The sequence below is a fragment of the uncultured Paracoccus sp. genome (genome assembly GCF_947496875.1).
Taxonomy (GTDB): Bacteria; Pseudomonadota; Alphaproteobacteria; order Rhodobacterales; family Rhodobacteraceae; genus Paracoccus.
This window is the reverse complement of record NZ_CANMEH010000001.1, coordinates 406,615-428,215: the sequence shown is the minus strand read 5'-3', so window position 1 is coordinate 428,215 and position 21,601 is coordinate 406,615. Positions and strand designations below refer to the sequence as shown.

Annotated in this window: 19 protein-coding genes; 4 read left to right on the top strand and 15 right to left on the bottom strand. The window is 60.0% G+C overall.

Annotation, left to right across the window (positions count from 1 at the left end; genetic code table 11):
* Positions 1-27: 27 nt before the first annotated feature.
* The 6 genes from Q0938_RS02035 to Q0938_RS02010 all read right to left on the bottom strand — a co-directional run bounded on the left by Q0938_RS02035 (position 28) and on the right by Q0938_RS02010 (position 7,513).
* On the bottom strand, positions 28-1,023 hold the full coding sequence (locus Q0938_RS02035; RefSeq protein ID WP_299358569.1) for an ABC transporter ATP-binding protein: 996 nt from the start codon (positions 1,021-1,023) through the stop codon (positions 28-30).
* The gene (locus tag Q0938_RS02030) at positions 1,020-2,015 is read right to left on the bottom strand and encodes an ABC transporter ATP-binding protein (RefSeq protein ID WP_299358567.1); all 996 of its coding nucleotides are present in this window, start codon (positions 2,013-2,015) and stop codon (positions 1,020-1,022) included. Before Q0938_RS02030 ends, Q0938_RS02035 begins: the two co-directional genes overlap by 4 nt.
* Positions 2,015-2,899, bottom strand: a complete 885-nt coding sequence (locus tag Q0938_RS02025; RefSeq protein WP_299358565.1) for an ABC transporter permease — start codon at positions 2,897-2,899, stop codon at positions 2,015-2,017. The genes Q0938_RS02030 and Q0938_RS02025 overlap by 1 nt, the downstream gene beginning before the upstream one ends.
* Positions 2,896-3,870: an ABC transporter permease gene (locus tag Q0938_RS02020; protein WP_299358727.1), complete on the bottom strand. Its 975-nt coding sequence runs from the start codon at positions 3,868-3,870 to the stop codon at positions 2,896-2,898. Before Q0938_RS02020 ends, Q0938_RS02025 begins: the two co-directional genes overlap by 4 nt.
* Before the next feature lie 34 nt (positions 3,871-3,904).
* Entirely contained in the window at positions 3,905-5,500 is a 1,596-nt protein-coding gene (locus tag Q0938_RS02015; protein ID WP_299358563.1) for an ABC transporter substrate-binding protein, read from the bottom strand.
* Between the two features lie 414 nt (positions 5,501-5,914).
* Positions 5,915-7,513, bottom strand: a complete 1,599-nt coding sequence (locus tag Q0938_RS02010) for a choline dehydrogenase (protein ID WP_299358561.1) — start codon at positions 7,511-7,513, stop codon at positions 5,915-5,917.
* Positions 7,514-7,673: 160 nt separating this feature from the next.
* Between Q0938_RS02010 and Q0938_RS02005 the strand changes: the two genes are divergently transcribed.
* The 4 genes from Q0938_RS02005 to Q0938_RS01990 all read left to right on the top strand — a co-directional run bounded on the left by Q0938_RS02005 (position 7,674) and on the right by Q0938_RS01990 (position 11,676).
* Positions 7,674-8,450 (top strand): IclR family transcriptional regulator, encoded by a 777-nt coding sequence (locus Q0938_RS02005; protein WP_299358559.1) that lies wholly within the window; start codon positions 7,674-7,676, stop codon positions 8,448-8,450.
* A gap of 164 nt (positions 8,451-8,614) precedes the next feature.
* The gene (locus tag Q0938_RS02000; protein WP_299358557.1) at positions 8,615-9,172 is read left to right on the top strand and encodes a TRAP transporter small permease subunit; all 558 of its coding nucleotides are present in this window, start codon (positions 8,615-8,617) and stop codon (positions 9,170-9,172) included.
* Positions 9,169-10,488, top strand: a complete 1,320-nt coding sequence (locus tag Q0938_RS01995) for a TRAP transporter large permease subunit (RefSeq protein WP_299358556.1) — start codon at positions 9,169-9,171, stop codon at positions 10,486-10,488. Before Q0938_RS02000 ends, Q0938_RS01995 begins: the two co-directional genes overlap by 4 nt.
* A 78-nt stretch (positions 10,489-10,566) precedes the next feature.
* The gene (locus tag Q0938_RS01990; protein WP_299358554.1) at positions 10,567-11,676 is read left to right on the top strand and encodes a TRAP transporter substrate-binding protein; all 1,110 of its coding nucleotides are present in this window, start codon (positions 10,567-10,569) and stop codon (positions 11,674-11,676) included.
* Positions 11,677-12,020: 344 nt separating this feature from the next.
* On the opposite strand, the gene pta is transcribed toward Q0938_RS01990, so the two are convergent.
* The 9 genes from pta to Q0938_RS01945 all read right to left on the bottom strand — a co-directional run bounded on the left by pta (position 12,021) and on the right by Q0938_RS01945 (position 21,536).
* Positions 12,021-13,091, bottom strand: a complete 1,071-nt coding sequence (gene pta, locus Q0938_RS01985; protein WP_299358552.1) for a phosphate acetyltransferase — start codon at positions 13,089-13,091, stop codon at positions 12,021-12,023.
* A gap of 3 nt (positions 13,092-13,094) precedes the next feature.
* A complete protein-coding gene (locus Q0938_RS01980) occupies positions 13,095-14,108 on the bottom strand; it encodes a putative sulfate exporter family transporter (protein WP_299358550.1) in 1,014 nt (337 codons plus the stop codon).
* A 300-nt stretch (positions 14,109-14,408) separates the two neighbouring features.
* Positions 14,409-16,190, bottom strand: coding sequence for a sulfoacetaldehyde acetyltransferase (gene xsc / locus Q0938_RS01975; RefSeq protein WP_299358548.1), 1,782 nt, complete (start codon positions 16,188-16,190; stop codon positions 14,409-14,411).
* Between the two features lie 12 nt (positions 16,191-16,202).
* Positions 16,203-17,588 (bottom strand): FAD-binding oxidoreductase, encoded by a 1,386-nt coding sequence (locus Q0938_RS01970; RefSeq protein ID WP_299358547.1) that lies wholly within the window; start codon positions 17,586-17,588, stop codon positions 16,203-16,205.
* A gap of 33 nt (positions 17,589-17,621) precedes the next feature.
* Entirely contained in the window at positions 17,622-18,014 is a 393-nt protein-coding gene (locus Q0938_RS01965; protein ID WP_299358546.1) for a nuclear transport factor 2 family protein, read from the bottom strand.
* A 12-nt stretch (positions 18,015-18,026) separates the two neighbouring features.
* Entirely contained in the window at positions 18,027-18,524 is a 498-nt protein-coding gene (locus tag Q0938_RS01960; RefSeq protein ID WP_299358545.1) for a universal stress protein, read from the bottom strand.
* A gap of 13 nt (positions 18,525-18,537) precedes the next feature.
* Positions 18,538-19,878 (bottom strand): TRAP transporter large permease, encoded by a 1,341-nt coding sequence (locus tag Q0938_RS01955; protein ID WP_299358544.1) that lies wholly within the window; start codon positions 19,876-19,878, stop codon positions 18,538-18,540.
* Positions 19,878-20,438: a TRAP transporter small permease gene (locus tag Q0938_RS01950; protein ID WP_299358543.1), complete on the bottom strand. Its 561-nt coding sequence runs from the start codon at positions 20,436-20,438 to the stop codon at positions 19,878-19,880. The genes Q0938_RS01955 and Q0938_RS01950 overlap by 1 nt, the downstream gene beginning before the upstream one ends.
* A gap of 87 nt (positions 20,439-20,525) precedes the next feature.
* On the bottom strand, positions 20,526-21,536 hold the full coding sequence (locus tag Q0938_RS01945; RefSeq protein ID WP_299358542.1) for a TRAP transporter substrate-binding protein: 1,011 nt from the start codon (positions 21,534-21,536) through the stop codon (positions 20,526-20,528).
* Between the last annotated feature and the right edge of the window lie 65 nt (positions 21,537-21,601).

Below are 21,601 nucleotides of genomic sequence, written 5' to 3'. Positions count from 1 at the left end.
GTCCCCCTGTGTGGCCCGCCCGCCAGCTCAGACCGGCGCGCGTGCGTCGTCTCCCACCAGGTGGCACGCGACGCGATGCCCCTCCCGGACCTCTCGCAGTGGTGGAGGTTCCGTTTTGCAGCGGGGCTCGGCGACGGGGCATCTTGAGGCGAACCGACAACCGGGTGGTGGAGATGTTGGGCTCGGCGGCTCGCCGGTGATCAGAATCCGCTTTGTTCTCGCCCGCCGATCCGGATCGACGCTGGGAACGGCCGAAAGGAGCGCGCAGGTATAAGGGTGAAGCGGCGAATTGAAGAGAGAGAGACGGTCCGCGAACTCCACGATCTTTCCCATATACATAACTGCGATGCGATCGCACATATGCTGCACGACACCCAAATCGTGCGAGATGAACAGATAAGTCAGACCGCGTTCGCGCTGAAGACGCCGCAGGAGGTTAAGAATTTGGGCCTGAACGGCCACGTCCAGAGCCGAGACAGCTTCGTCGCAGATCACGAGTGCGGGGTTCGGTGCCAATGCGCGAGCGATGCCGATCCGCTGCCGCTGACCCCCGGAGAACTGGTGCGGAAACAGGTTCTGCTGCTCGGGACGAAGGCCAACCGCCTCGAAAAGATCGTCCACCAACTTCCTGCGGTCGCCCTTGGGCACCAAGCCTATCGACGCCAGCGGCTCAGTCACGATCTCAGCCGCACGCCTACGCGGATTAAGGCTGGAATACGGGTCCTGAAAAATGAACTGAAACTTTCGACGGGCGCGGCGCAGATCTCCTCCTTTGAGTGCCAGAAGGTCCTCCCCGTCGAGCCGGACTTCCCCAGAATGGTGCGTGATCAGCCGCGCAATCGCGAGGGCAGTAGTGGATTTGCCCGAGCCTGACTCTCCCACAATTCCGAGCGACTCTCCGCGCGCAACGTCGAATGTCACTCCGTCTACTGCCGTGAGGTAAGCCGCCTCGCGGAACGGCGCAGCGCCACGAACCTTGAAGCGCACCGTCAGGTCTTTGACGGAAAGCAGGGGGGGCGTCATGATACCTCCTCTGCATGCCAGCATGCCGCGACGTGACCAGCGCCGAACCGCCGCTCGGGAGGTCTTTCTTCCCAACACTTATCGTCCGCCAGTGGACAGCGGGAGGAGAACAAGCACATATCACGTCCAAACTGCGTCAGTGGCGGCACGACGCCGGGAACCTCGGTCAGATCTGGGCGCTCCTCAGTCAGTACCTCCGCGAGATGCGGCACGCAGGAGATGAGGCCGCGCGTATACGGATGCTTCGGTTCTGCGATGACATCGGTCACCATGCCGTCTTCGACCTTGCGACCTGCATACATCACGATCATCCGCTCGGCCATCTCCGCCACGACGCCCATGTCGTGCGTGATCAGAATCAGCGCCGTCCCGGTCTCGCGCCGGAGGTCCTTAAGCAACTCAAAAATCTGCGCCTGCACCGTCACGTCGAGGGCCGTCGTAGGTTCATCCGCAATGAGCACCTTGGGGCGACAGGCAAGCGCCATCGCGATCATTACGCGTTGGCGCTGCCCGCCAGACATCTGGTGCGGATACGCGCTGGCGCGCCCGCGGGGATCCGGAATTCCGACAGCGGCCAGCATTTCTATCGCATGCTCCCACGCGGCGCGGCGGCCCATATCCTGATGCCGGCGGAGAGATTCCGCAATCTGCTCTCCAGCGGTATATACCGGATTGAGCGCCGTCATAGGCTCCTGGAAAATCATTGATACGTCATTGCCGCGCACGGCGCGCATCCGCTTTTCGGGCACTCTCGTCAGATCCTCCCCTGCGAGCCGGATCGAACCGGAGGCGATCCGGCCGATCGGATGTGGGACGAGACCCATAACGGCGAGGGCGGTCATCGACTTACCGCAGCCACTCTCTCCGACAAAGGCAAGCGTTTCACCAGCGTCGATCGAGAAACTGAGATCGTCGAGGACCGGAACGGTGCCACTTCGCGTAGACAGCTCCACCCGCAAACCTTTTACTTCGAGGATTGGATCGGGAGGCATCAGCGAGCCCTAAGCCGCGGATTGAGTGCGTCGTTCAGCCCGTCGCCAACGAGGCTAATCGCGAGTACAGTTACGAAGATCGCGAGGCCGGGCAGTGTCACTGTGTAGTTCGCATCCAGGATATATGGGCGGTTCGAGCCGATGATCTGCCCCCAACTTACGACATTCGGATCTGTGAGGCCGAGGAAGCTCAGTCCCGCTTCAAACAGGATCGCTGTCCCGACCATAAGCGCAGCCTGCACAATGATCGGCGGCAACGCATTCGGCAGCACGACACGAAAGATCAGTTTGAAATTGCCAGCACCACTTGCGCGCGCAGCCATAACATACTCAAGTTCACGAATTCGCATGAATTCGGCCCGCGTGATTCGCGCGACCGCGGTCCAACTCACGAGGCCAATGGCGACAGTGATGACCGGAAGGGATGCACCGAAAAGCGACACGATCACCATAGAGAAAAGCAGCGTGGGGAGGACCTGGAAGAACTCGGTGACTCGCATCAATACTTCTTCTACCCAGCCCCGAAAGAAGCCGGCCACTGCGCCGATTGTGATGCCTATAAAGACCGACATGATCGCCGCCGCCATGCCGATCGTCAGCGAGACGCGCGCTCCGGCAAGTATTCCGGCGAGGAGGTCGCGACCGAGATAATCTGTTCCCAGCAGATAACCTTCTGACCCCGGAGGCGTAAACGGTGCCCAGACCATCTCGTACGGGTCAACTCCATAAAGGCTCGGTCCGAAAATCGCGGCCAAGACGACCAGCACAAGCACAATCAGACCTGCGACCGCCGCATGATTGTGCAGGAACATTTCCGTTGTCTCGGCCAGAGGCGCGCGCGGTTGTTCGATCTCGGGCGGCACGGGAGTGGCGAAGTCCGTCATGCCACGCCTGTTCGAATGCGCGGGTCAATCAAGCGAAGCACCATATCAGTAATCAGGTTCACCACTACTACGACTAAAGATGAGAAAAAAAGAATCCCGAGGATCGTCGGCGTGTCGCGCGCGATGATGGACTGCAGCGCGAGCGTGCCAAGCCCAGGCCAAGAAAAAACCGTTTCCACCAATACGGCGCCGGAAACGACAGCGGAAAACTGGAGACCGGCCAGCGTGACGACCGGCGACAGTGCGTTTTTGAGCGCATGCTTCACCACGACCTGCCCCTCGCTTAGACCTTTTGCCTTGGCCGTGCGGATATAGTCGGATCCGAGCACTTCGAGCATCGAGGCTCGACATAGACGCGAATAGAGCGCGAGAAAAATCGAGGCCAACGTGATCGCCGGCAGAACGAGGTGATGCGCCACATCCACGGCGTGGGCCCACCATCCACCTGTCAAGGTCGCGTCGGACATGCCTGCAACAGGAAAAATGGGAACCATCAATGAAAAGACTATCAAGAGCATGATCCCGGTCCAGAATACGGGAGCAGAATAGCCGAACAGAGCGAGAAGTGTTACAAAGTGACTGGCCAGCCCGTTAGGACGCCTTGCGGAGATCACCCCCAGCAGAACCCCGACAGTGAGCGCGAGAAGTTGTGCTGTAATGACCAGTAACAATGTTGCTGGTAAACGTTCCAACAGAAGCTCGGTGACGGGAACATTGAAGAAGAACGAGTACCCCAGATCGCCGTGCAGCACACCGGTCACGTATTCCAAAAGTTGCTGCCACAACGGGAGATCGAGGCCGTAGTCCGCTCGGATGCGCTCCATGGTTTCGGCATCTGCACCACCCATGCTCTGTGCAATCGTGTCAGCTACATCCCCCGGCGCCGCGTGAAGCAGGAAAAAGTTCAGCACTATCACGGCAAGAAGGAGGAGGCCTGAATAAGCTACTTTCTGGAGGATAGTGAACATCATCTCCAAGTCGCCTCTCTCGAATCCCGGCCAAGTTTCACGACTTCAGAAATACGCGATCCAAAGGTGCGCACGTCGCCCAAATTCCTCGCGGCGGATTACCGACCCGCGTCGAGTTGATCGTGTGATACGGGACCGTATATACCGGATAGAGTGGAAGATCGTCATTTAAGATCTCCTGCATATCAAAGTAGAGCTGCTTCCGTTTCTCGGGATCGTTCTCAACGTTTGCGGCGGCGATGATTTCGTCCACCTTCTGACTTTCATATTGCTGTGTGTTTGACCAAATCACTCCCGGCCTAATATTACTGCTCTGATAAGTTCGGTTTACGCCGATAACAGGATCGCCCCAATTGAACACTGTGTCCCAAGTCATATCGAAATCATAATTCGAGATACGCTGCGCCCAGGTCGCGAAGTCCGGCGCCGACCGGACCGATACGTCGATCCCGATCTTTTTCAGCGCAGGCCGGATATATTCGGCCATCGGTTTGGTGGGCTCCGAACCGTAGTCGATGACGAGGCTGAACCGCGTCCCATTCGCGTCGGGTGCATGACCAGCTTCGTCGAGGAGGGCGTTCGCCCTATCCAGATCCAATGCATATGGATCAACGTCCGGATTGTAGAAGGGACTGCCCGGATGGATACCATTCAGTGTTGGTGCTGCCGTTCCAAGCAGAAGTGCGTTTACGATGAAATCTCGGTCTACCGCGCAGGCAATTGCCTGACGAACACGCTTGTCGTCAAGCGGGGCTTTCTTAGTGTTGAAGGCGAGCCAAACCAGCGGACCAATCCCGGCGTATCCTTCTGATGTAACCTCGAGATTGGGGTTTGCCTCCATGCGCTTGATGTCGCGAGGGTTTGACTCAAACGCGGTGAGCTGAGCCTCGCCATTCTCCATTGCTATCGCCCGCGCCGAGGAATCTTCGATGATCCGCGTGACTATGCGGTCAAGATAAGGTCGCTCTTTGATGAAAAAGTTCTCATACCGTTCAAGGATGTAGTTCTGTCCGCGGTTGAACTCAGTCAACCTGAACGGACCCGATCCGACCACGTTCTCGGTATTACGCGGATGAGACGGGATATCCTGCCCATCACCGTAGATGTGCTTCGGAATGATCGAGAGCAGCTGGGATGACATCGCAAGATAGATCGCCGGATGCGGTCGGCCAAGGTTTATGACCGCGGTTCGCGCATCAGGCGTATCGACGGAATCGACAGGCGCAAACATTGCAGTGAATGGGTGGTATTTTTTTACTGTCTCAATCGAGAACGCTACATCTTCGGATGTAATCGGCTCGCCGTCATGGAAAGTCGCATTTTCGACCAGAGTAACGGTCACTTTCAGGCCATCCTGGGACATTTCCCAGCTTTCAGCAAGGTAGGGCTGCGGCTCGAAACCCTCGTCAAAGCGCAAGAGCGAGGCGAAGATCTGCGTCCCAGGCTCGCCGGTCGCAATCCCAGATTGAACAGCAGGATTGAAGTGCCGCGGAGTATCCTCCACAAGCTGGACAAGAGTTCCGCCTCGCTGCGGCTCCTGAGCCAACAACGGCACGCCCAACACCATCACGGGCGTGGCCATCGCCGTCGTAATGAGCAGCTTCCGGCGTGAAATCATGGTTGTCGGAGTCATGCTTCAAACCTCTGAGTTAAGATCACCAAGCGAATGCGGGCGAAACTGCCGTACTCACCCGCTCAGGACGCGGGCGACATGGTAAGCCTACTCTCGTCCGTGATCATGTCAACTCCGGAGAGGGGAAATTAAGCCCGCTACCGAGCGCACGTCATTTGATAATCCCATGCGAAACCCGGAATAGTTGCTTTTGTATCGTTACTGGCCCGACCGTGACTCCGCCTGCGGGCTCAATCTATCAATCTGTCGGAGCCCCTTTTCTTCACCAATAATTGGGCCTTAGTAATGGGCATTTGATTGGGGCTTCGTTGGTTTATCCTTACATCAGTTGCCGGTTTGTCACAGCGGACGTCAGCCCGCTGATTCCAGCTGCAACGGCAAATTTGTGCTTGGCATCACAACAGAATTCGGCGCTCACCTGTCCTCAATAATCAGATCGCTTGCCTTCTCGCCGATCATGATTGCCGGAGCGTTCGTATTGCCTGAGACGATCTCGGGCATGATGGAGCAGTCGGCCACCCGCAGCCCATTGATACCACGGACGCGAAGCCGGGCGTCAACCACCGAATCGCGCCCAGAGCCCATCTTGCAAGTTCCGGTCGGGTGATAGATGGTTGTGGCAGTATTGCGGGCCCACTCAAGCAGTTCGTCATCTGTTTGCGCGGCCAAGCCAGGCCGATACTCCTCGGTGATCTTCGACCTAAGAGGCTCCATACCCGCAATGCGGCGGGCAATCCTGATCCCTTCCACTATTGTGCGTTGATCTGTGTCCGTCGCCAGGTAGTTGGGACGGATCGCCGGATACGTCTTGGGGTCCGAAGATTTGAGCCGGATCTCTCCCCGGCTCTCCGGCCGCAGTTGGCAAACGGATGTGGTGAAAGCTGAGAACGGGTGCACTCCCTCTCCGGGGCTATCGGCAGACCAGGGCTGCACATGGAACTGAATGTCAGGCGTCTCGAGGTTTTCGGAGGTGCGCAGAAAACCGGTGGCAAGGCTCGCCGCCATTGCCATCGGCCCCGAACGCGAAATCGCATATCTGAGCGCGATGCCGGCCTGATTTAACAAGCTACGGACCTCATCATTCAGCGTCTTTTCGTTGCACTTGAACACGAGACGCGCCTGAAGGTGATCTTGCAGGTTCCGCCCCACACCGGGCAGATCGGCGACAACGCTGATCCCTTGCTCACGCAGATGTCCTGCGTCTCCCACGCCCGACAGCATCAGCAATTGGGGCGAACCGATTGCGCCTGATGCAAGAACGACCTCCGCGCCCGCGAAAACCTGCTGCTCCGCACCACCTTTCTCGCGATAGACCACGCCCGTGGCTCGTCCACCCTCTATCATCACTCGGGTAACATGCGCGCGTGTCACTATGCGAAGGTTAGGGCGCTTGCGGGCCGGATTGAGATACGCAACCGCGGCGCTACAGCGCCACCCGTTCCGGGCGGTGAGTTGGAAGTATCCGACGCCCTCCTGACTCACCCCGTTATAATCGGAGTTGAAGTTGTAGCCGGCACTCTGGGCGGCGGACACCCAGGCGTCACAAATCGGCCTCGACAGACGCATGTCGGAAACCGTGAGCGGTCCATCCGCGCCGTGGTACTCGTCAGCGCCGCGCTCCTGCCCCTCTGCTCGCTTGAACAGCGGCAGGACGTCATCCCATCCCCATCCGACATTTCCCATCTGCCGCCAGCGGTCGTAGTCCTGCGGCTGTCCGCGTACATACAGCAAACCGTTGAGGGACGACGAACCTCCCAGTACCTTTCCGCGCGGCCAGTCCAACTGGCGGCCATTCAGTCCTTCGTCCGGCTCGGTCCTGTAGCACCAATCCACCGCTGGATTGTGCATCGTCTTGAAGTATCCCACCGGGATGTGGATCCACGGGTTCCAGTCGCGGCCGCCCGCTTCGAGCAAAACGACCCGCACGGATGGGTTGGCGCTGAGCCGATTGGCCAAGACGCAGCCTGCAGAACCTGCGCCAACGACAACGTAATCGGCTGTCAAGACATCCATTACAGAGTCCCCTGTCCAACTGGATGAACCTGAATACCATGGAGAAATATGAGACCGCAAGTCTCATTGATCCATTTGCAGACTCTGCCGAATGCCCGAACTTTCCGTTCCGCAGTATGTGTGGCACTTCTGCACAGCACATTTGAGATCAAGAGACGCCATGCCTCATTCCGACGACGACCAGGCTACCTCGCTCCCGAGCCTGCGCCTGCTCCTCGTTCTGGAGGAAGTCGCCCGGGTTGGCGTGCCCGTGACACCCACGATGGTGAACGAAACGCTCGGTCTGCCGAAGCCGACCATTCACCGGCTTTTCGCCACCTTGGAGGAGGCGGGATACCTGCAGCGCGACATCGACGGGCGGAGCTACACCCCGGGGCGTCGAGTACGAGAACTTGCCGGCGGCATCATGTCATCGCTCCGTGTTCGCACTGCCCGCATTGCAGTCCTTACACGCTTGGCCTCCGAAATCGGCGAGACCTGTAATGTGGCACTGCCCGACCGGACGGCCATGATCTACGTCGAGCGGGTCGAGACGGAATGGCCGTTGCGTATCCAGCTGCCCATCGGAACGCGGGTACCGTTCCACTGCACGGCCAGCGGCAAGATGTATCTCAGCTCGCTAACTGGACGACATTTCGAGAGCTTTGCATCGGCGGCCGATCTCAACCGCCATACACCAGCTACGATCACCGACCAACTTCGCCTCCGGGCCGAAATAGCGGAAATCCGCAGGCTCGGATACGCAACCGACGATCAGGAATTCATCTCGGGCATGGTCGCGGTTGCTGTGCCGATCCTCGAGAGCAACGGACGACTGGCCTCCACCTTGTCGTTCCATGCGCCGACACAGCGGTTTGACCTCTCGCACGCCCTGACGTTCCTGCCGCAATTGCGCGCCGCTGCCGATAATCTGTCGAGCCTCATGCTCAGGGACTGAGCAGCAAACCTTGTCGCCAGCGCCGGGATAATAACCGTTGCGAATCGCACTAAGTTGCTGCTGGATGAGCCCAACGGTCTCGTTTTCCGTCAGTCCACCGGGTGTTCACTGAGAGAACCACTACGGGTGGCCTGCAAAGTTGCGCGCGAGTGAAGGAGCCGTGAATGGCAATAAGCGACGTGCAGGAGCGCCGGCTGCGGCGTGCTGCAAACATCCTGGACATGCCGGCGATGGTCGTGGGTAAAGCGGCGGCTTGGCTTATCGTGCCAATGATTGGTGCGCTCATATGGGAAGTCGTCGCCCGGTTCGTGTTCAACAGACCGACGATGTGGGCCTACGATGCGACTTTTATGCTCTACGGAGCGCTTTTCATGCTGGGAGCGGCCTATACACTGGGCCTCGACAAACACGTCCGTGCGGACTTTCTATTCAACGTCCTGTCTCCCCGCTGGCAAGGAATAATCGACGGAGTCTTCACGCTCTTCTTGTTTTTTCCGGCGATGTACTTCTTCACCGCAACAACCTTCGACTATGCCGTGACCTCTTGGAAGCAGGGTGAGCGCATACCGACCAGTCCCCTGATGCCGATCATCTACCCTCTAAAAACTGTAATGCCCATCGCAGGCGCACTATTGCTGATCCAGGGAGTCTCAGAGTTGCTCAAGAGCTTTTTCAGCATTCTCTCCAATCGTCCGTTTCAGGAACGAGGCGGACACACGTGAGCGAACCTGTACTTGGGCTGATCGCACTCGCCTTCGCATTCATTGGGATTCTTACCGGCTACCCAATGGCATTTACCTTCATCTTCATCTCTCTGGTATTCGGCTGGTTCGGCATGGGCGAGCGGGTTGTATCGCTTATGCAGTTCCAGTTCTTCTCCCTCATGCGGAACACGACGATGGCGGCGATACCGCTATTCCTGTTCATGGGCTTTGTACTCGAACAATCAGGTTTGATGGAACGCATGTTTCAGGCGCTGCGTCTGCTCTTGGGCCGGATACGCGGTGCACTGTACCTCGTCGTCCTTCTGGTGGCGACAATTTTTGCGGCTGCCACCGGTATAGTTGGCGCCTCCGTCACGGTACTCGGGGTTATGGCTGCACCCATCATGCAGTCTTCCGGCTATGACATCCGCATGTCGGCCGGTGCGATCGCTGCGGGCGGCACCCTTGGCGTTTTGATCCCGCCGAGCATCCTTCTTATCGTCATGGGGCCCGTTGTGGGTGTGCCCGTAACTGATCTTTTCACCGCAGCCATAATTCCCGGCCTGCTGCTCTCGTTGGTCTACATCGCCTACACCCTGGTCCGCAGTTACATCAACCCGACCCTCGGCCCGCCGGTCACCACTGGCGAAATGAGCGAAACGACGACGCGCGAGAAGCTCAAGGAACTATTGTTTGGGGTTTTGCCAGTGATGGTCGTCATCACGTTTACGCTTGGTGTCATCATCGCTGGAATTGCCACCCCGACGGACGCGGCGGCAAGCGGCGCGTTCGCTTCGCTGGTACTCGCAGTCCTCTATCGGAGTATGAGTTGGTCGTCTTTCAAGCGCTGCGTCTACAATACGCTGATCATGTCGGCGATGATCATGTTTCTTCTTGGTTCTGCCAACTTCTTCGGCGCGGTCTTCTCCCGCCTCGGCAGCGCGCGATTGTTGACGGACTTTCTTATCGGGCTGCCCTTCTCACCCAACGTGATGCTTCTGATTATCTTGGGCATCGTTTTCGTGCTCGGCTCACCGCTTGAATGGATACCGATCGTACTGGTGATCGTGCCCATCTTCCTCCCCACAATGATCGAGATGGGCTATGACCCGCTCTGGTTCAGCATTCTTGTAGCCGTGACCCTCCAGACTTCATGGCTGACCCCTCCAATGGCACTGTCCGCCTATTTTCTCAAAGGTGTTGTGCCGCAATGGAGGATGGGAGACATCTACGTTGGGATGAGCCAGTTTGTCGTGCTTCAGTTGATCGTAGTCCTGCTTCTGGTGGCTTTTCCCGAACTGGTCCTCTGGCTTCCGCGGACGCTGGCAAATTGACGGGCAAAGATCTGAAGGAGGATGGCACGCATACCAAAAGTTCATCTATCGAACGCACAAACAGGAGGAAGAATGTCTATGAAGTTTCTCAGGGAAGCATCATTGGGTTTCACAGTTGCGCTCTTCGCGACTGGCGCCGCAAGTGCGCAGGATGAGACTTATACCATCAACATCCAGACAGCCGTCCCCAATTCCAGTCTTTATTTCAAGCTCACCGAAGACTTTGCTGCTCGAGCCGAGGCAATGTCCGGCGGACGCTTGCAAATCGAGGTTCTACCGGATGGGGCGGAGGTCTCGGCCTTCGAGATTCTCGATGCCGTCGCCAACGGCGTGATCGACGCGGGCTATGCCTGGCCACATTACTGGTCAGGCAAGCATTCGGCGTTTGTGCTGTTCTCAAATGTACCTGCCAGCACGGGCATGGATCAGACGACGCTCATGTCCTGGTACTATAGCGGTGAGGGTCGGGATCTATACACGGAACTGGTTCAGGATATGATGGGTCTGGATGTGGTACCTTTCTTGGTGCAACCCATGGGACCAGACCCGCTTGGGTGGTTCTCGCGGCCGTTCGAGGATATGGAGGAGTTTCGGAGCATCAAGTATCGCGCTCCCCCGGGCATCGCAGGCCAGACTTACAACGCGATGGGCGTGCCAGCTGTGGCCATGCCAGGCGGTGACATTGTGCCCGCCGCGCAGCGCGGCACGATCGACGCGGCCGAATGGATCGGGCCGGCGGATGACAGGAACCTGGGCCTCAGCAATATCTGGGAGTACTATTACCTGCAGGGCCTGCATCAGCAAACTGATGTTGGCGAGTTGCTGATCAACGGTTCGCTCTGGGAGCGGCTTCCGGACGATTTGAAAGCGATCATCGAGGCCGCGGCGCTCGCCAACGTCGCGATGACAAACGCGGTGAACCTCCACGAAAATGCGCTCGCCGTCCGCGAGTACGAGGAGGGGGGCATCAATGTTCTCGACACGCCGGATGAATATTACGACCTCTTCATCCAGGCGCAGAACGACGTCGTTCAGGAATATATTGGCGGCGATGAGTTCTTTGCTCGGGTCTACAAGTCTCAGTCGGACTTTGCCGAACTTGTGTATCCCTACCACTCACGTGTTCTGGAGCTTCAATCGCAAGTCGTGAACGGCGCGGCAGAGGTGCGGAACAACGCTGCAGAGTAGCCGTCAGGAACCCGCCCGCGGCAACACACAAAGGAGGGTCGCCGATATTGTTCGGCGACCCTTCATGCCGCAAGACGCTTTTCCGCTTCTAAGATGTAAGCGGCCGTGCGAACTTTATTTCAGCGCTTCCATTCAACCGCACACAATGTCCCGATTCGCCGCGTGCCGGGGAATGGTGCGCCTAAACCTACACCTATACGACTGCGTCGGCGAAAAAAGACATTCGGAACCGCCGTAAGCGGAGCGTTGAGGACTGGTGCTCGTTGCCTGGCTTAGAGACATCCCCGCTGCACAGTAGAAACCGGCGTGGAACGAGAGACTTCGCTTTTCGACTCGGCCTCGCGTCACTGAACGGCAGTAACCGCAACTGCTGCGATTATGTCCTGCACTGAGCAACCGCGGGAGAGGTCGTTTGCCGGGCGGGCGAGACCTTGGAGGATCGGCCCGACGGCGGTCAGCCCTCCGAGCCTTTGGGCAATCTTGTAGCCGATATTTCCCGAGGCGAGGTCCGGGAAAATAAAAACGTTGGCCGGGCCGGTCAGCCTGCTTCGCGGCGCCTTCTTCGCCCGGACCTCCTCGTCGAGCGCAGCGTCGAATTGCAGTTCACCATCAATCTCCAGCTTCGGCATTCGCTCTCGGACGAGGGCGAGCGCCTCACGGATGCGGCCGAGGCTCGGATGCTCTGCCGACCCGGCGGTCGAGAACGACAGCAGGGCGACCCGCGGCGTCTGCTCCAGCAGACGCTGGCAGGAACCAGCGGCGGCGATCGCGATGTCGGCGAGCTCCGCGGCGTCCGGGGCAATCACCAACCCACAATCGGCAAATATCATTCCGCTTTTCAGGGGATCGGCGGCAAGACCTCTGACGCCCACGGTAATCGCATCCTCGACATTGCGGCCCGTGTGCGTGCCCGCATCCGCTGCCGCGTCAGAGTCGGTGGGCGAGCCCATGCTGGTTTCAGTCCGGGGCGCCCTGCCCTCAGGCGGAAGCATCAGAAAGAAGCTCGACACGATCCGCACGCCCGGCGCGCGGCCGATCGCCTGCAAGGCGGCGCGGACTGTGTCGGAAGTGGTCGCAACCGCGCCGCCGACAGTGCCGTCCGCCTGACCCAACCGCACCCGTATCGCAGCTTGGCGGATGGGATCGCGCACCTCGTCAAGCGCGGCCTCGGCTGTCAGCCCCTTGCCCTTGCGCAGGTCGTGCCAGGTTGCGGCGAGTTCGGGGAGGTCGAGCGCAGTCGCACTGTCGATGCTGGCTGCGCCGGGCGCCTCGCCGTCTAACAGCGTGATACGGGCGATGCCTTCGGCGACAACGCGGGCGGCGGCTTCACGCACGCGGGGATCGCGGCCCTCGGGCAGGATGATATGGGCGCGGCGGGCGCGGGCAGTTTCGATAATGCGGTCGAGCGGGTTCACGTCTCACCTCAGCAGATGGAGGCCCAGGAGAATCCAGGTGCCCAGGAACAGCGTTTCGATCACAAGCAGCACGATCGCGCCGCTGCCGACCTCGAGCATCTTGCCGAGCGAGGTCTTCACGCCCACCGCCGCGATGGAGATCAGCAGGCACCAGCGTGACACCGTCCCCGCGGCCTCGGCCAGCACGGCCGGGATCAGCCCCAGAGAGTTCGCCGCCGCCAGAATCAAGAAGCCGACGACGAAACTGGGCAGCAGCGGCGGGCTCGCGCCCCCCGCGTTGTCCGCCAGCCCTTGCGCACGGATGATGACCGAGAAGGCCAGCACAACCGGTGCCAGCATCGACACCCGGATCAGCTTCACCAGGGTGGCCGTCTCGCCCGCTTCGGGGCTGATGGAGAATCCGGCGCCGACCACCTGCGCCACATCATGGATGGTGCCGCCAAGGAACACCCCCGCCGTGCGGTCGTCAAAGCCAAACGCTCCGGACAGCATCGGATACAGGACCATGGCGACAGTCGACAGCACCGTCACCGCCAGCACAGTGAAGACAAGGTCCCGCTCGGAACGCTCATGCCGCGGCAGCACCGCCGCGATCGCCATCGCCGCCGAGGCGCCGCAGATGGCCACCGAGCCGCCGGTCAGCAGCGCGAAGCGCCACCGACGGCCGACCACTCGCGCCGCAAGCAGCGCGAACAGTATTGTCGCGATCACCCCGCCGACCACCAGCAGCACCAACGGCCAGCCGAGCTGAGCCAGCATGTCCACGGAGATCCGAGCCCCGAGCAGTGCCACCCCGAGTCGCAGCACAGTGCGGGCGGTCACGGCAATGCCGGGCGCAGTCTTCGTCCCGTCCTCGGCCAGGAAGTTCAAGGCGAGCCCAAGCAACAGCGCAAGCAGCATGGCCGGCGCGCCGTAGTGCTCGGACAGGAACTGCGCCGTCGCGGCGATCAGGGCCGAGACCGCAAAGCCGGGAAAGAGATCGGCCGGCCTGCCGGGAAGCAGAGCAGACATCGCCATCAACTGTACCTCGCAGAACCGGCGAGAGGCCGGTGCGCGGCGAGGCAGGCGGTTGGGAGAGATCGGACTTCAGGATCGACGTGCTCCAGGGCGGTGCATCTCCAGGCGTGGTGGCGAGCGGAGAGCCGGCCGGAAAACGGCACATTCGAGGAGGCGGAAAGCTCCATCTTGGAAATCCTAAGGGGGCGCGGGGCGGCCCGGACGCGCGAGGACCCTGGCCAGTTGAGCGGGGCCCGAAGCGGGCCTGAGAACGGAATTGCCGGGCGCGACAGAGGGAGGAGTGCCGCGCCCGGCGACCGGTTAGGCTGCGCCCTGCTGCGGGCGCATGTCCGCCGGATCGATCCCGGCCACGACGACCGGCTTCTTCATCGCATCGCGTCGGAAAGGCTCACCGAGTTCCTGGTTCAACAGCACCTCGATGAAAGTGGTCTGCCGTTGGCTCATCTGCCGCTCGACCGCCTCGTGCAGAGCATGGGTCAGTTCTTCGGGCGTGCGGACGACAACGCCTTCCAGTCCGCAGGCGCGGGCGATCCCGGCATAGGACGTGTCACGGTCCAGTTCCGTGCCTACGAAGTTGTTGTCGTACCACAGCGTCGTGTTCCGCTTCTCGGCGCCCCATTGATAGTTGCGGAAGATCACCATGGTGATCGCAGGCCAGTCGTCGCGGCCGCAAGCGGTCATCTCGTTCATCGAGATCCCGAAGGCTCCATCTCCGGCGAAGCCGATCACCGGGGTGTCCGGATTGCCGATCTTGGCGCCGAGGATCGCCGGGAATCCGTAGCCGCACGGACCGAACAGGCCTGGGGCGAGATACTTCCGCCCTGCCTCGAATGTGGGATAGGCGTTGCCGATCGCGCAGTTGTTGCCGATGTCGGAGGAAACGATGGCATCCTGCGGGACAGCCTGCATGATCGCTCGCCAGGCTTGGCGAGGGCTCATCAGTTCGGCATCGCGCTGGCGGGCCTCGGCGTTCCACTCCGTGCCAGGGTCATCCTGCTCGTGGTTGAGGCTCGACAGTTCCTGGGCCCATGCCGACTTGGTTTGTCCTATCAGGTCGCGGCGGTCCTGCCGGCCATTGTCGCCCGCTCCGTCCGATAGTTGTGCCATGATCCCGCGGGCTACCTTCCCGGCGTCGCCGATGATGCCCACAGTAACCTTTTTCGTCAGGCCGATCCGGTCGGGATTGATGTCAACCTGGATGATTTTCGCGTCCTTTGGCCAGTAATCGATGCCATAACCCGGCAGGGTCGAGAAGGGATTGAGCCGGGTCCCAAGCGCCAGAACCACGTCAGCCTTGGCGATCAGTTCCATCGCGGCCTTGGACCCGTTGTAGCCCAGCGGCCCTACAGCCAGCGGGTGACTGCCCGGAAAGCTGTCATTATGCTGGTAGTTCGAGGCGACCGGCGCATCCAGCCGCTCGGCCAGCTTCACCACGTCGGGGATCGCGCCCGACAGTACCACGCCGGCACCCGACAGGATCACCGGGAACTTCGCCTCCGACAGAAGCTTCGCGGCGTCAGATACCGCCTGCTCGCCTCCCGCCGGACGCTCGAACGCGACCACCTGAGGCAGGTCAACGTCGATGACCTGGGTCCAGAAGTCACGAGGGATGTTGATCTGCGCTGGGGCCGAGTTGCGCCACGCCTGCATGATGACGCGGTTCAGGACCTCCGGAATGCGGGAAGGATCCCGGACCTCCTCCTGATAGGCAACCGCGTCGGCGAAGAGCCGCATCTGCTCCATCTCCTGGAACCCCCCCTGACCGATGGTCTTGTTCGCCGCCTGGGGCGTGACCAGCAGCAGCGGCGTGTGGTTCCAGTAAGCGGTCTTGATCGGGGTAACAAAGCCGGTCACACCGGGGCCGTTTTGGGCAATGGCCATCGACATCTTCCCGGTGGATCGGGTGAAGCCGTCTGCCATCAGACCCGCGTTCGTCTCGTGAGCACAGTCCCAAAACGTGATTCCCGCCTCGGGGAACAGATCCGAAACCGGCATCATCGCCGAGCCGATAATACCGAACGCATGTTCGATCCCGTGCATCTGGAGGACTTTGACGAAAGCCTCTTCGGTCGTCATCTTCATGGCGCTGTCTCCTTATTGGCGCTCGTCGCGAAAGTGATAATAATGGTAGAGACCCCACTGACCCAGACGCCGGAACGGCGTCTTCCAGCCTTCGTGAGGAAGCTCGGAGTTGAAAATCGGAACGTCCGGCAGCTTTTTGCCAGCCACGAGTTGAGCCATGCGTCGTCCCGCCTGGGCGGAATACATCACGCCGTTGCCGCCATAACCCATGGCATAGAATGCGCCGGGCATATCGTTCATCCCAGTGATGCGCGGCATCATGTCGTGGCTGACGTCCACCCAGCCCCACCAACTGTAATCCAGCTCTATTCCGCGCAGGACCGGGAACTTGCGTGCCATTCCCTCCAGCAGGGCAGCCAGATGCTTGGGATTAGCAGCATCCCTCCCGGTGATCGCGGCCCGTGATCCGATCTGAAGGCGATTGTCGGGCAGCAAGCGATAGTAGTGCCGCAATGTCCGGGTGTCGGTGATCGGCGACAGCTTCTTTGCGCCGACTTCTGCCAACTCTGTTTCCGTGAGCACCCGTGTCACGATGCTGTTCGACATGATCGGCATCAGGCGGTCCTTCAGTCGCCCGTGCAGGCCACGTTGCGCATATCCCGCGGTGGCCACGGCAACTCGTCGGGCCCGGACCGTGCCTCCCGGGGTGCGCAAATGATGAACACCGTTCACGATCTCCCAGCGCTCAACGGGACTGTCGGTGTGAATCTTCGCGCCAAGCTCCCGCGCGAGTCGTGCGTACCCGAAGGCAAGCTTCCCCGCATGGATGCCGATCCCGTCCGGCTCGTACATCCCGCCGTGCGCTTCCATGTCGCGGATGACAGTCGAATGTACCTCCTCGCGGGACATGACACGTGCGCCATAGCCGAATGTTTCGCGCAGAAGCGCCGCCTCCTTCTCCAGTGTCGGGATCTGGCTGGCCTGGTGAGCGAGGTAGAAATGTCCGCCGTCCTGGGGATCGCAAGGTATCTCATCGATCAAGCTGCGGAACAGCTCGAATGCCTCGACGACCTCATTGTGCATACGCTTGGCAGCATCGAGGCCCCAGCGCTGGATCCACTGGCTCCGCTTCAGACGACCAGACGAAATCTGTGCCTGCCCCCCGGATCTGGTGGAGCAGCCATAAGCCGTCCCGTGAGCCTCGAGTACGTGTGCGTGAATTCCGTGGTCACGGGCAAGGTGAATCGCGGTTGAGAGGCCCGTGTAACCGGAGCCGATGATCGCCACGTCGACATCCATGCCGCCGCGAACGCGGCCGTCATCTTCCGGCGGGGGACCGGCCGTGCCGATCCAATAGGTGGGTGCATAATCACAACCCGCCCCGATCGTCTTTGCCGTCAGCGGATCGTAATGGGGATCGTAAGGTTTAGCTTCACGACGCGGTTCGATGGTCTGCATGGCGTCCTCGAAAAACGGGTGGACTGGAGGCAATCAAGCCGAAACGGGGGGGCGCTGCTTGCGAATTGCCTGCTTCTCGACGATCTTGCCGTCACGAAACCGAAAGAGGTCGGCGCCCTGAACCTCGGTTCGTGATCCGTCCGGATTCGTGGCGCGGAAGGTCCATTGGCTGACCCCGCGGGTGCCGTCCTCCGACACGAAATGTTCATGGTCGGCCCATTCAACATCCGGCATCGATGTCCAAACACCTTCGAAGGCTTTTGCGATGGCATCTCGGCCGACCACCTTGTTGCCGTACACATGGTCGCCGGCGACCGTGTAGAATACGCAATCATCCGAGAAATGGGTCATCACCCCATCAATGTCGTGACGGTTGAAGGCATCGAATGTTGCCTTCAGGTGTTCGGCGCCCAGCCTGGTGTTCATAGTGGAGTCCTTTCAGTTGTCCGGATACGGGATTATGAGCGTTGGAATGCGCGAGCGTCGCAACACGCGCTGCGCAATCCGCCCCAGGAAGGTATGGTTGAAGCCGTGCTCGTGACTGCCCATCAGAACGAGGTCAGCCGAAATCTGGACCGAATGGCGGAGGATGACGTCGGCAGGGTTACCCTCAAGCACCTGAATGTCCGCTATACGATCGCGCAGCCTTGCGGCGTCCTCACCAACCTCCACCCAGAACTCGTGCTGCCGCTCGGCCATCATCTGGCGCGCCAGTTCTGCACGCCGGGTCGTGGCCTGCGCCAACAGTTCAGGGTCGGTCACGTAGCTCTGCAGAGTGATCCTCGCCTCCGCTGAAATGGGCTCAAGTGCGTGGAGGAGGTGCAGGCGTCCGTCCAGAGCGTCCGCCAGATGCACCGCGTAGCGGAGGGCATGAACCGATCCATCCGAGAGGTCCGTGGCATAAAGCAGGGTTCTTATTGGCGTGACAGGGGCCATTGTGGAACCTCGTTCAATAACCCATGGCGCGAGGCAGCCACAGCGAGATTTCGGGGAACGCTGCGATTACGAAGATCGCGAACACGCTGGCGAGGGCGAACGGGATGGCCCGCAGACTGATCCGTTCGATCGAGACCCCGGAGATGCCGGAAGCGATGAAGAGGTTCTCGCCGAGAGGCGGAGTCTGGAATCCAACCGACAAGGTGCAGAGCATGACAATGCCGAAATGGATCGGATCGATCCCCATCATGTACGCGACGGGAAGCATAACCGGCACCAGGATCATGATCGCTGCCAAGGTTTCCATGAACATGCCGACGATCAAGAGCATCGCGATCACCATTGCCCAGATCAGATAGAGATTGTCGGTCAAGGACAGAATCCCGCCCGCGATGGCCCCCGGCACATCGTTTTCGACAAGGATCCGCCCGAAGATCGTCGCGGTGAACAGCACCATCAGCACTCGGCCAGAAAGCCAGGTTGTCGTCTCAAGCGCCGTGACGACCATCTTCAGGTCCAGTTCGCGATAGATCACCGCACCGACGACAAGCGTATAAAATATCGCGACGATGGCTGCCTCGGTCGGTGTGAAGAAACCGGAATAGATGCCGCCGAGGATCACAATCGGGGCCATCAGCGCCCAGAAGCCCCTGTAGCTGGCGCACATCACCTCGCGAAGCGAGAAAGGCTTATCGGAGCCGTGAAATCCCCGCATCCGCGACCGGATGTAGTTCATGATCAGCAGACCGCCCGCCATTACCAGCCCCGGAAGGAAGCCCGCGATGAACATCTTCGATATCGAGACTGACTGGAACGTGCCGTGTGCTTCGACCGCGGCGGGAGGAGCCTGCAGTCCCATTGCCGAAATCCCATAGATGACCATCGGAATGGACGGCGGAATGATTATTCCCAGACCTCCCGCCGCGGCGGTGACGGAAGCAGCATAACCGCGGCCATAGCCTTGTCGCGCCATCGCCGGGATCATCAGCATGCCGACTGCGGCAGTTGTTGCCGGCCCCGATCCCGAAATCGCACCGAAGAACAGGCACGCCATGATCGTTGCAGCCGACAAGCCGCCAGTGAACGAGCCTGCCAGCGTCTCTGCGACGGCGATCAGTCGCCGCGACAGTCCGGCTGCTTCCATCAGCGCGCCCGCCAGGATGAAGCTCGGCAATGCCATGAGCGGAAACGAACCCACCGATGACCAGGCCATCTGCACCATCTTGATCGGGTTGTCCCCGAGATACAGCATCGACGCCAGCGCCGACACACCAAGCGCGACCGTTATCGGCGCACCGAGCAGCATGAGACCGAAGAAGCTGCCGAATAGAATTTCGATCAGAAGACCGTTCATCAGTGGATCCTCCGTGAATGGGCTTCCGCGTCGTCATCGCCTGCCAGTTCGAGCAATTCCTCGACCTCCACTTGGTCGGGATCTCGCGGATCCACTCCGCGCACCAGCTTGAGGTAATTGACCTGGAGGATACGAATGGTCATCAAGGCAAACGCTACGGGCAGAACGGCGTACACCCATTTCATCTGCCAGCCGAGCGTCTGAAGTTTGACGAACGGCTTCAGCAAGCTGATGAAGCTTATCGCGTACCATATGAAGACAACATTGAACGCGACCCAGAACAGATCTCCTATCGCCTCGATGATTCTGGCCGTCCTGCGCGGCAGTGCGTTCAGATGGAAAGACACGCGGTTATGGGCGGCGATACGGGCCGCATAACTTGCGCCGAAATACGCAAACCACACGAAAAGAACAATCGACAGCTCTTCGATCCAGGTGATGGAAAAGCCAAACAGCTGGCGCGCGATGATCTGCACGAAGAGAAGCGTAACGAACACGGCCAACAGCAACTGGCATGCGTAGCTCTCAAGCCGGTCAAGATGACGCCATAAGCGTTCCATCCGTTGCCTCCAAGGCAGCAGCGTTGCGGTGCGGGTTGTTGGGACCTGGCCCGCAGCCAATCAGGCTGCGAGCCAACCAAATCAGGATTACTGAACCGGATCGCGTCCGAGTTCGGTTAGCACCCTATTAAGGGCCTCTTTACCGCCCACACTGTCGATCATCTTGGGCCAGACGGTACTGGTCGCGAGCTCGATGAATTCTTGCTCGTCGTTCGCCGGATCGGAAATCTCCATACCGCGCGAAACCAGTTCCTCCTTGATCTTGGCCTCCTCGGTCTTCAGGAACTCCGACGATGCCTGGGTAGCGATACGACCGGCCTCAAGGACCTGCTCCTGCTCCTCGGCACTGAGAGACTGGAACAGTTGCTCGCTGATGATCAGTGGCTCGATGGAGAAGATGTAGCGCAAGTTCGTGATGTATTTCTGGACCTCATCGAACTTCATGGCATAGATGGTCAGATAGGGGTTGTCCTGACCGTCCACGACCTTCTGCTGCAGCGCGGCAAAGGTTTCGCTCCACGCCATCGGCGTGGGATTGACACCCCAGGACTTGTAGGTCTCGATCATGATCTCGTTCTTGGGAACGCGAACAACCAGTCCTTGCAGGTCGGCCACGGTCGAGACGGGCTTCTTCGAATTCGACAACACTCGGAACCCGGAATATGCCCAGCCGATGATGCGTACGCCCGCATTCTCGATCGTCTTGTCGATCAGCTCCTGTCCGATCTCACCCTGAGTGATCTTCTCCGCATCCTCTTGCGACATGATCACATACGGCAGCGTCAGGGTGCCAACCTCGGGTGAGAAGGGCGTGATGTTGTTGATGGCGAGGATGGAAAAATCCAACGTGCCGGTCGCAGCGGCGCTGACAGTGTCCTGCTCGTCGCCGAGTTGACCGTTCAGGAACAGCTTGGCGCTGTGCTTGCCACCAGACTGCTCCGCCAGCGCGGCTGCAAACGCGGCCCCCAGCGCCTCCTGCGAGCCGCCTGCTCCATCGCCCACGGCAACCTTAAACTCCGTTGCCAGCGCCGGTACAGCAGTCAGCGCCAGCACCGCCGCAGCGGCAACGCTGCGCATCTTCTTCGACAGAATGGTCATGTGTCCTCCCTCCCCGGCTGCTCCCTCGGCCGGATGAGATCCGTCAATGACAGTTTTAGGGAAGT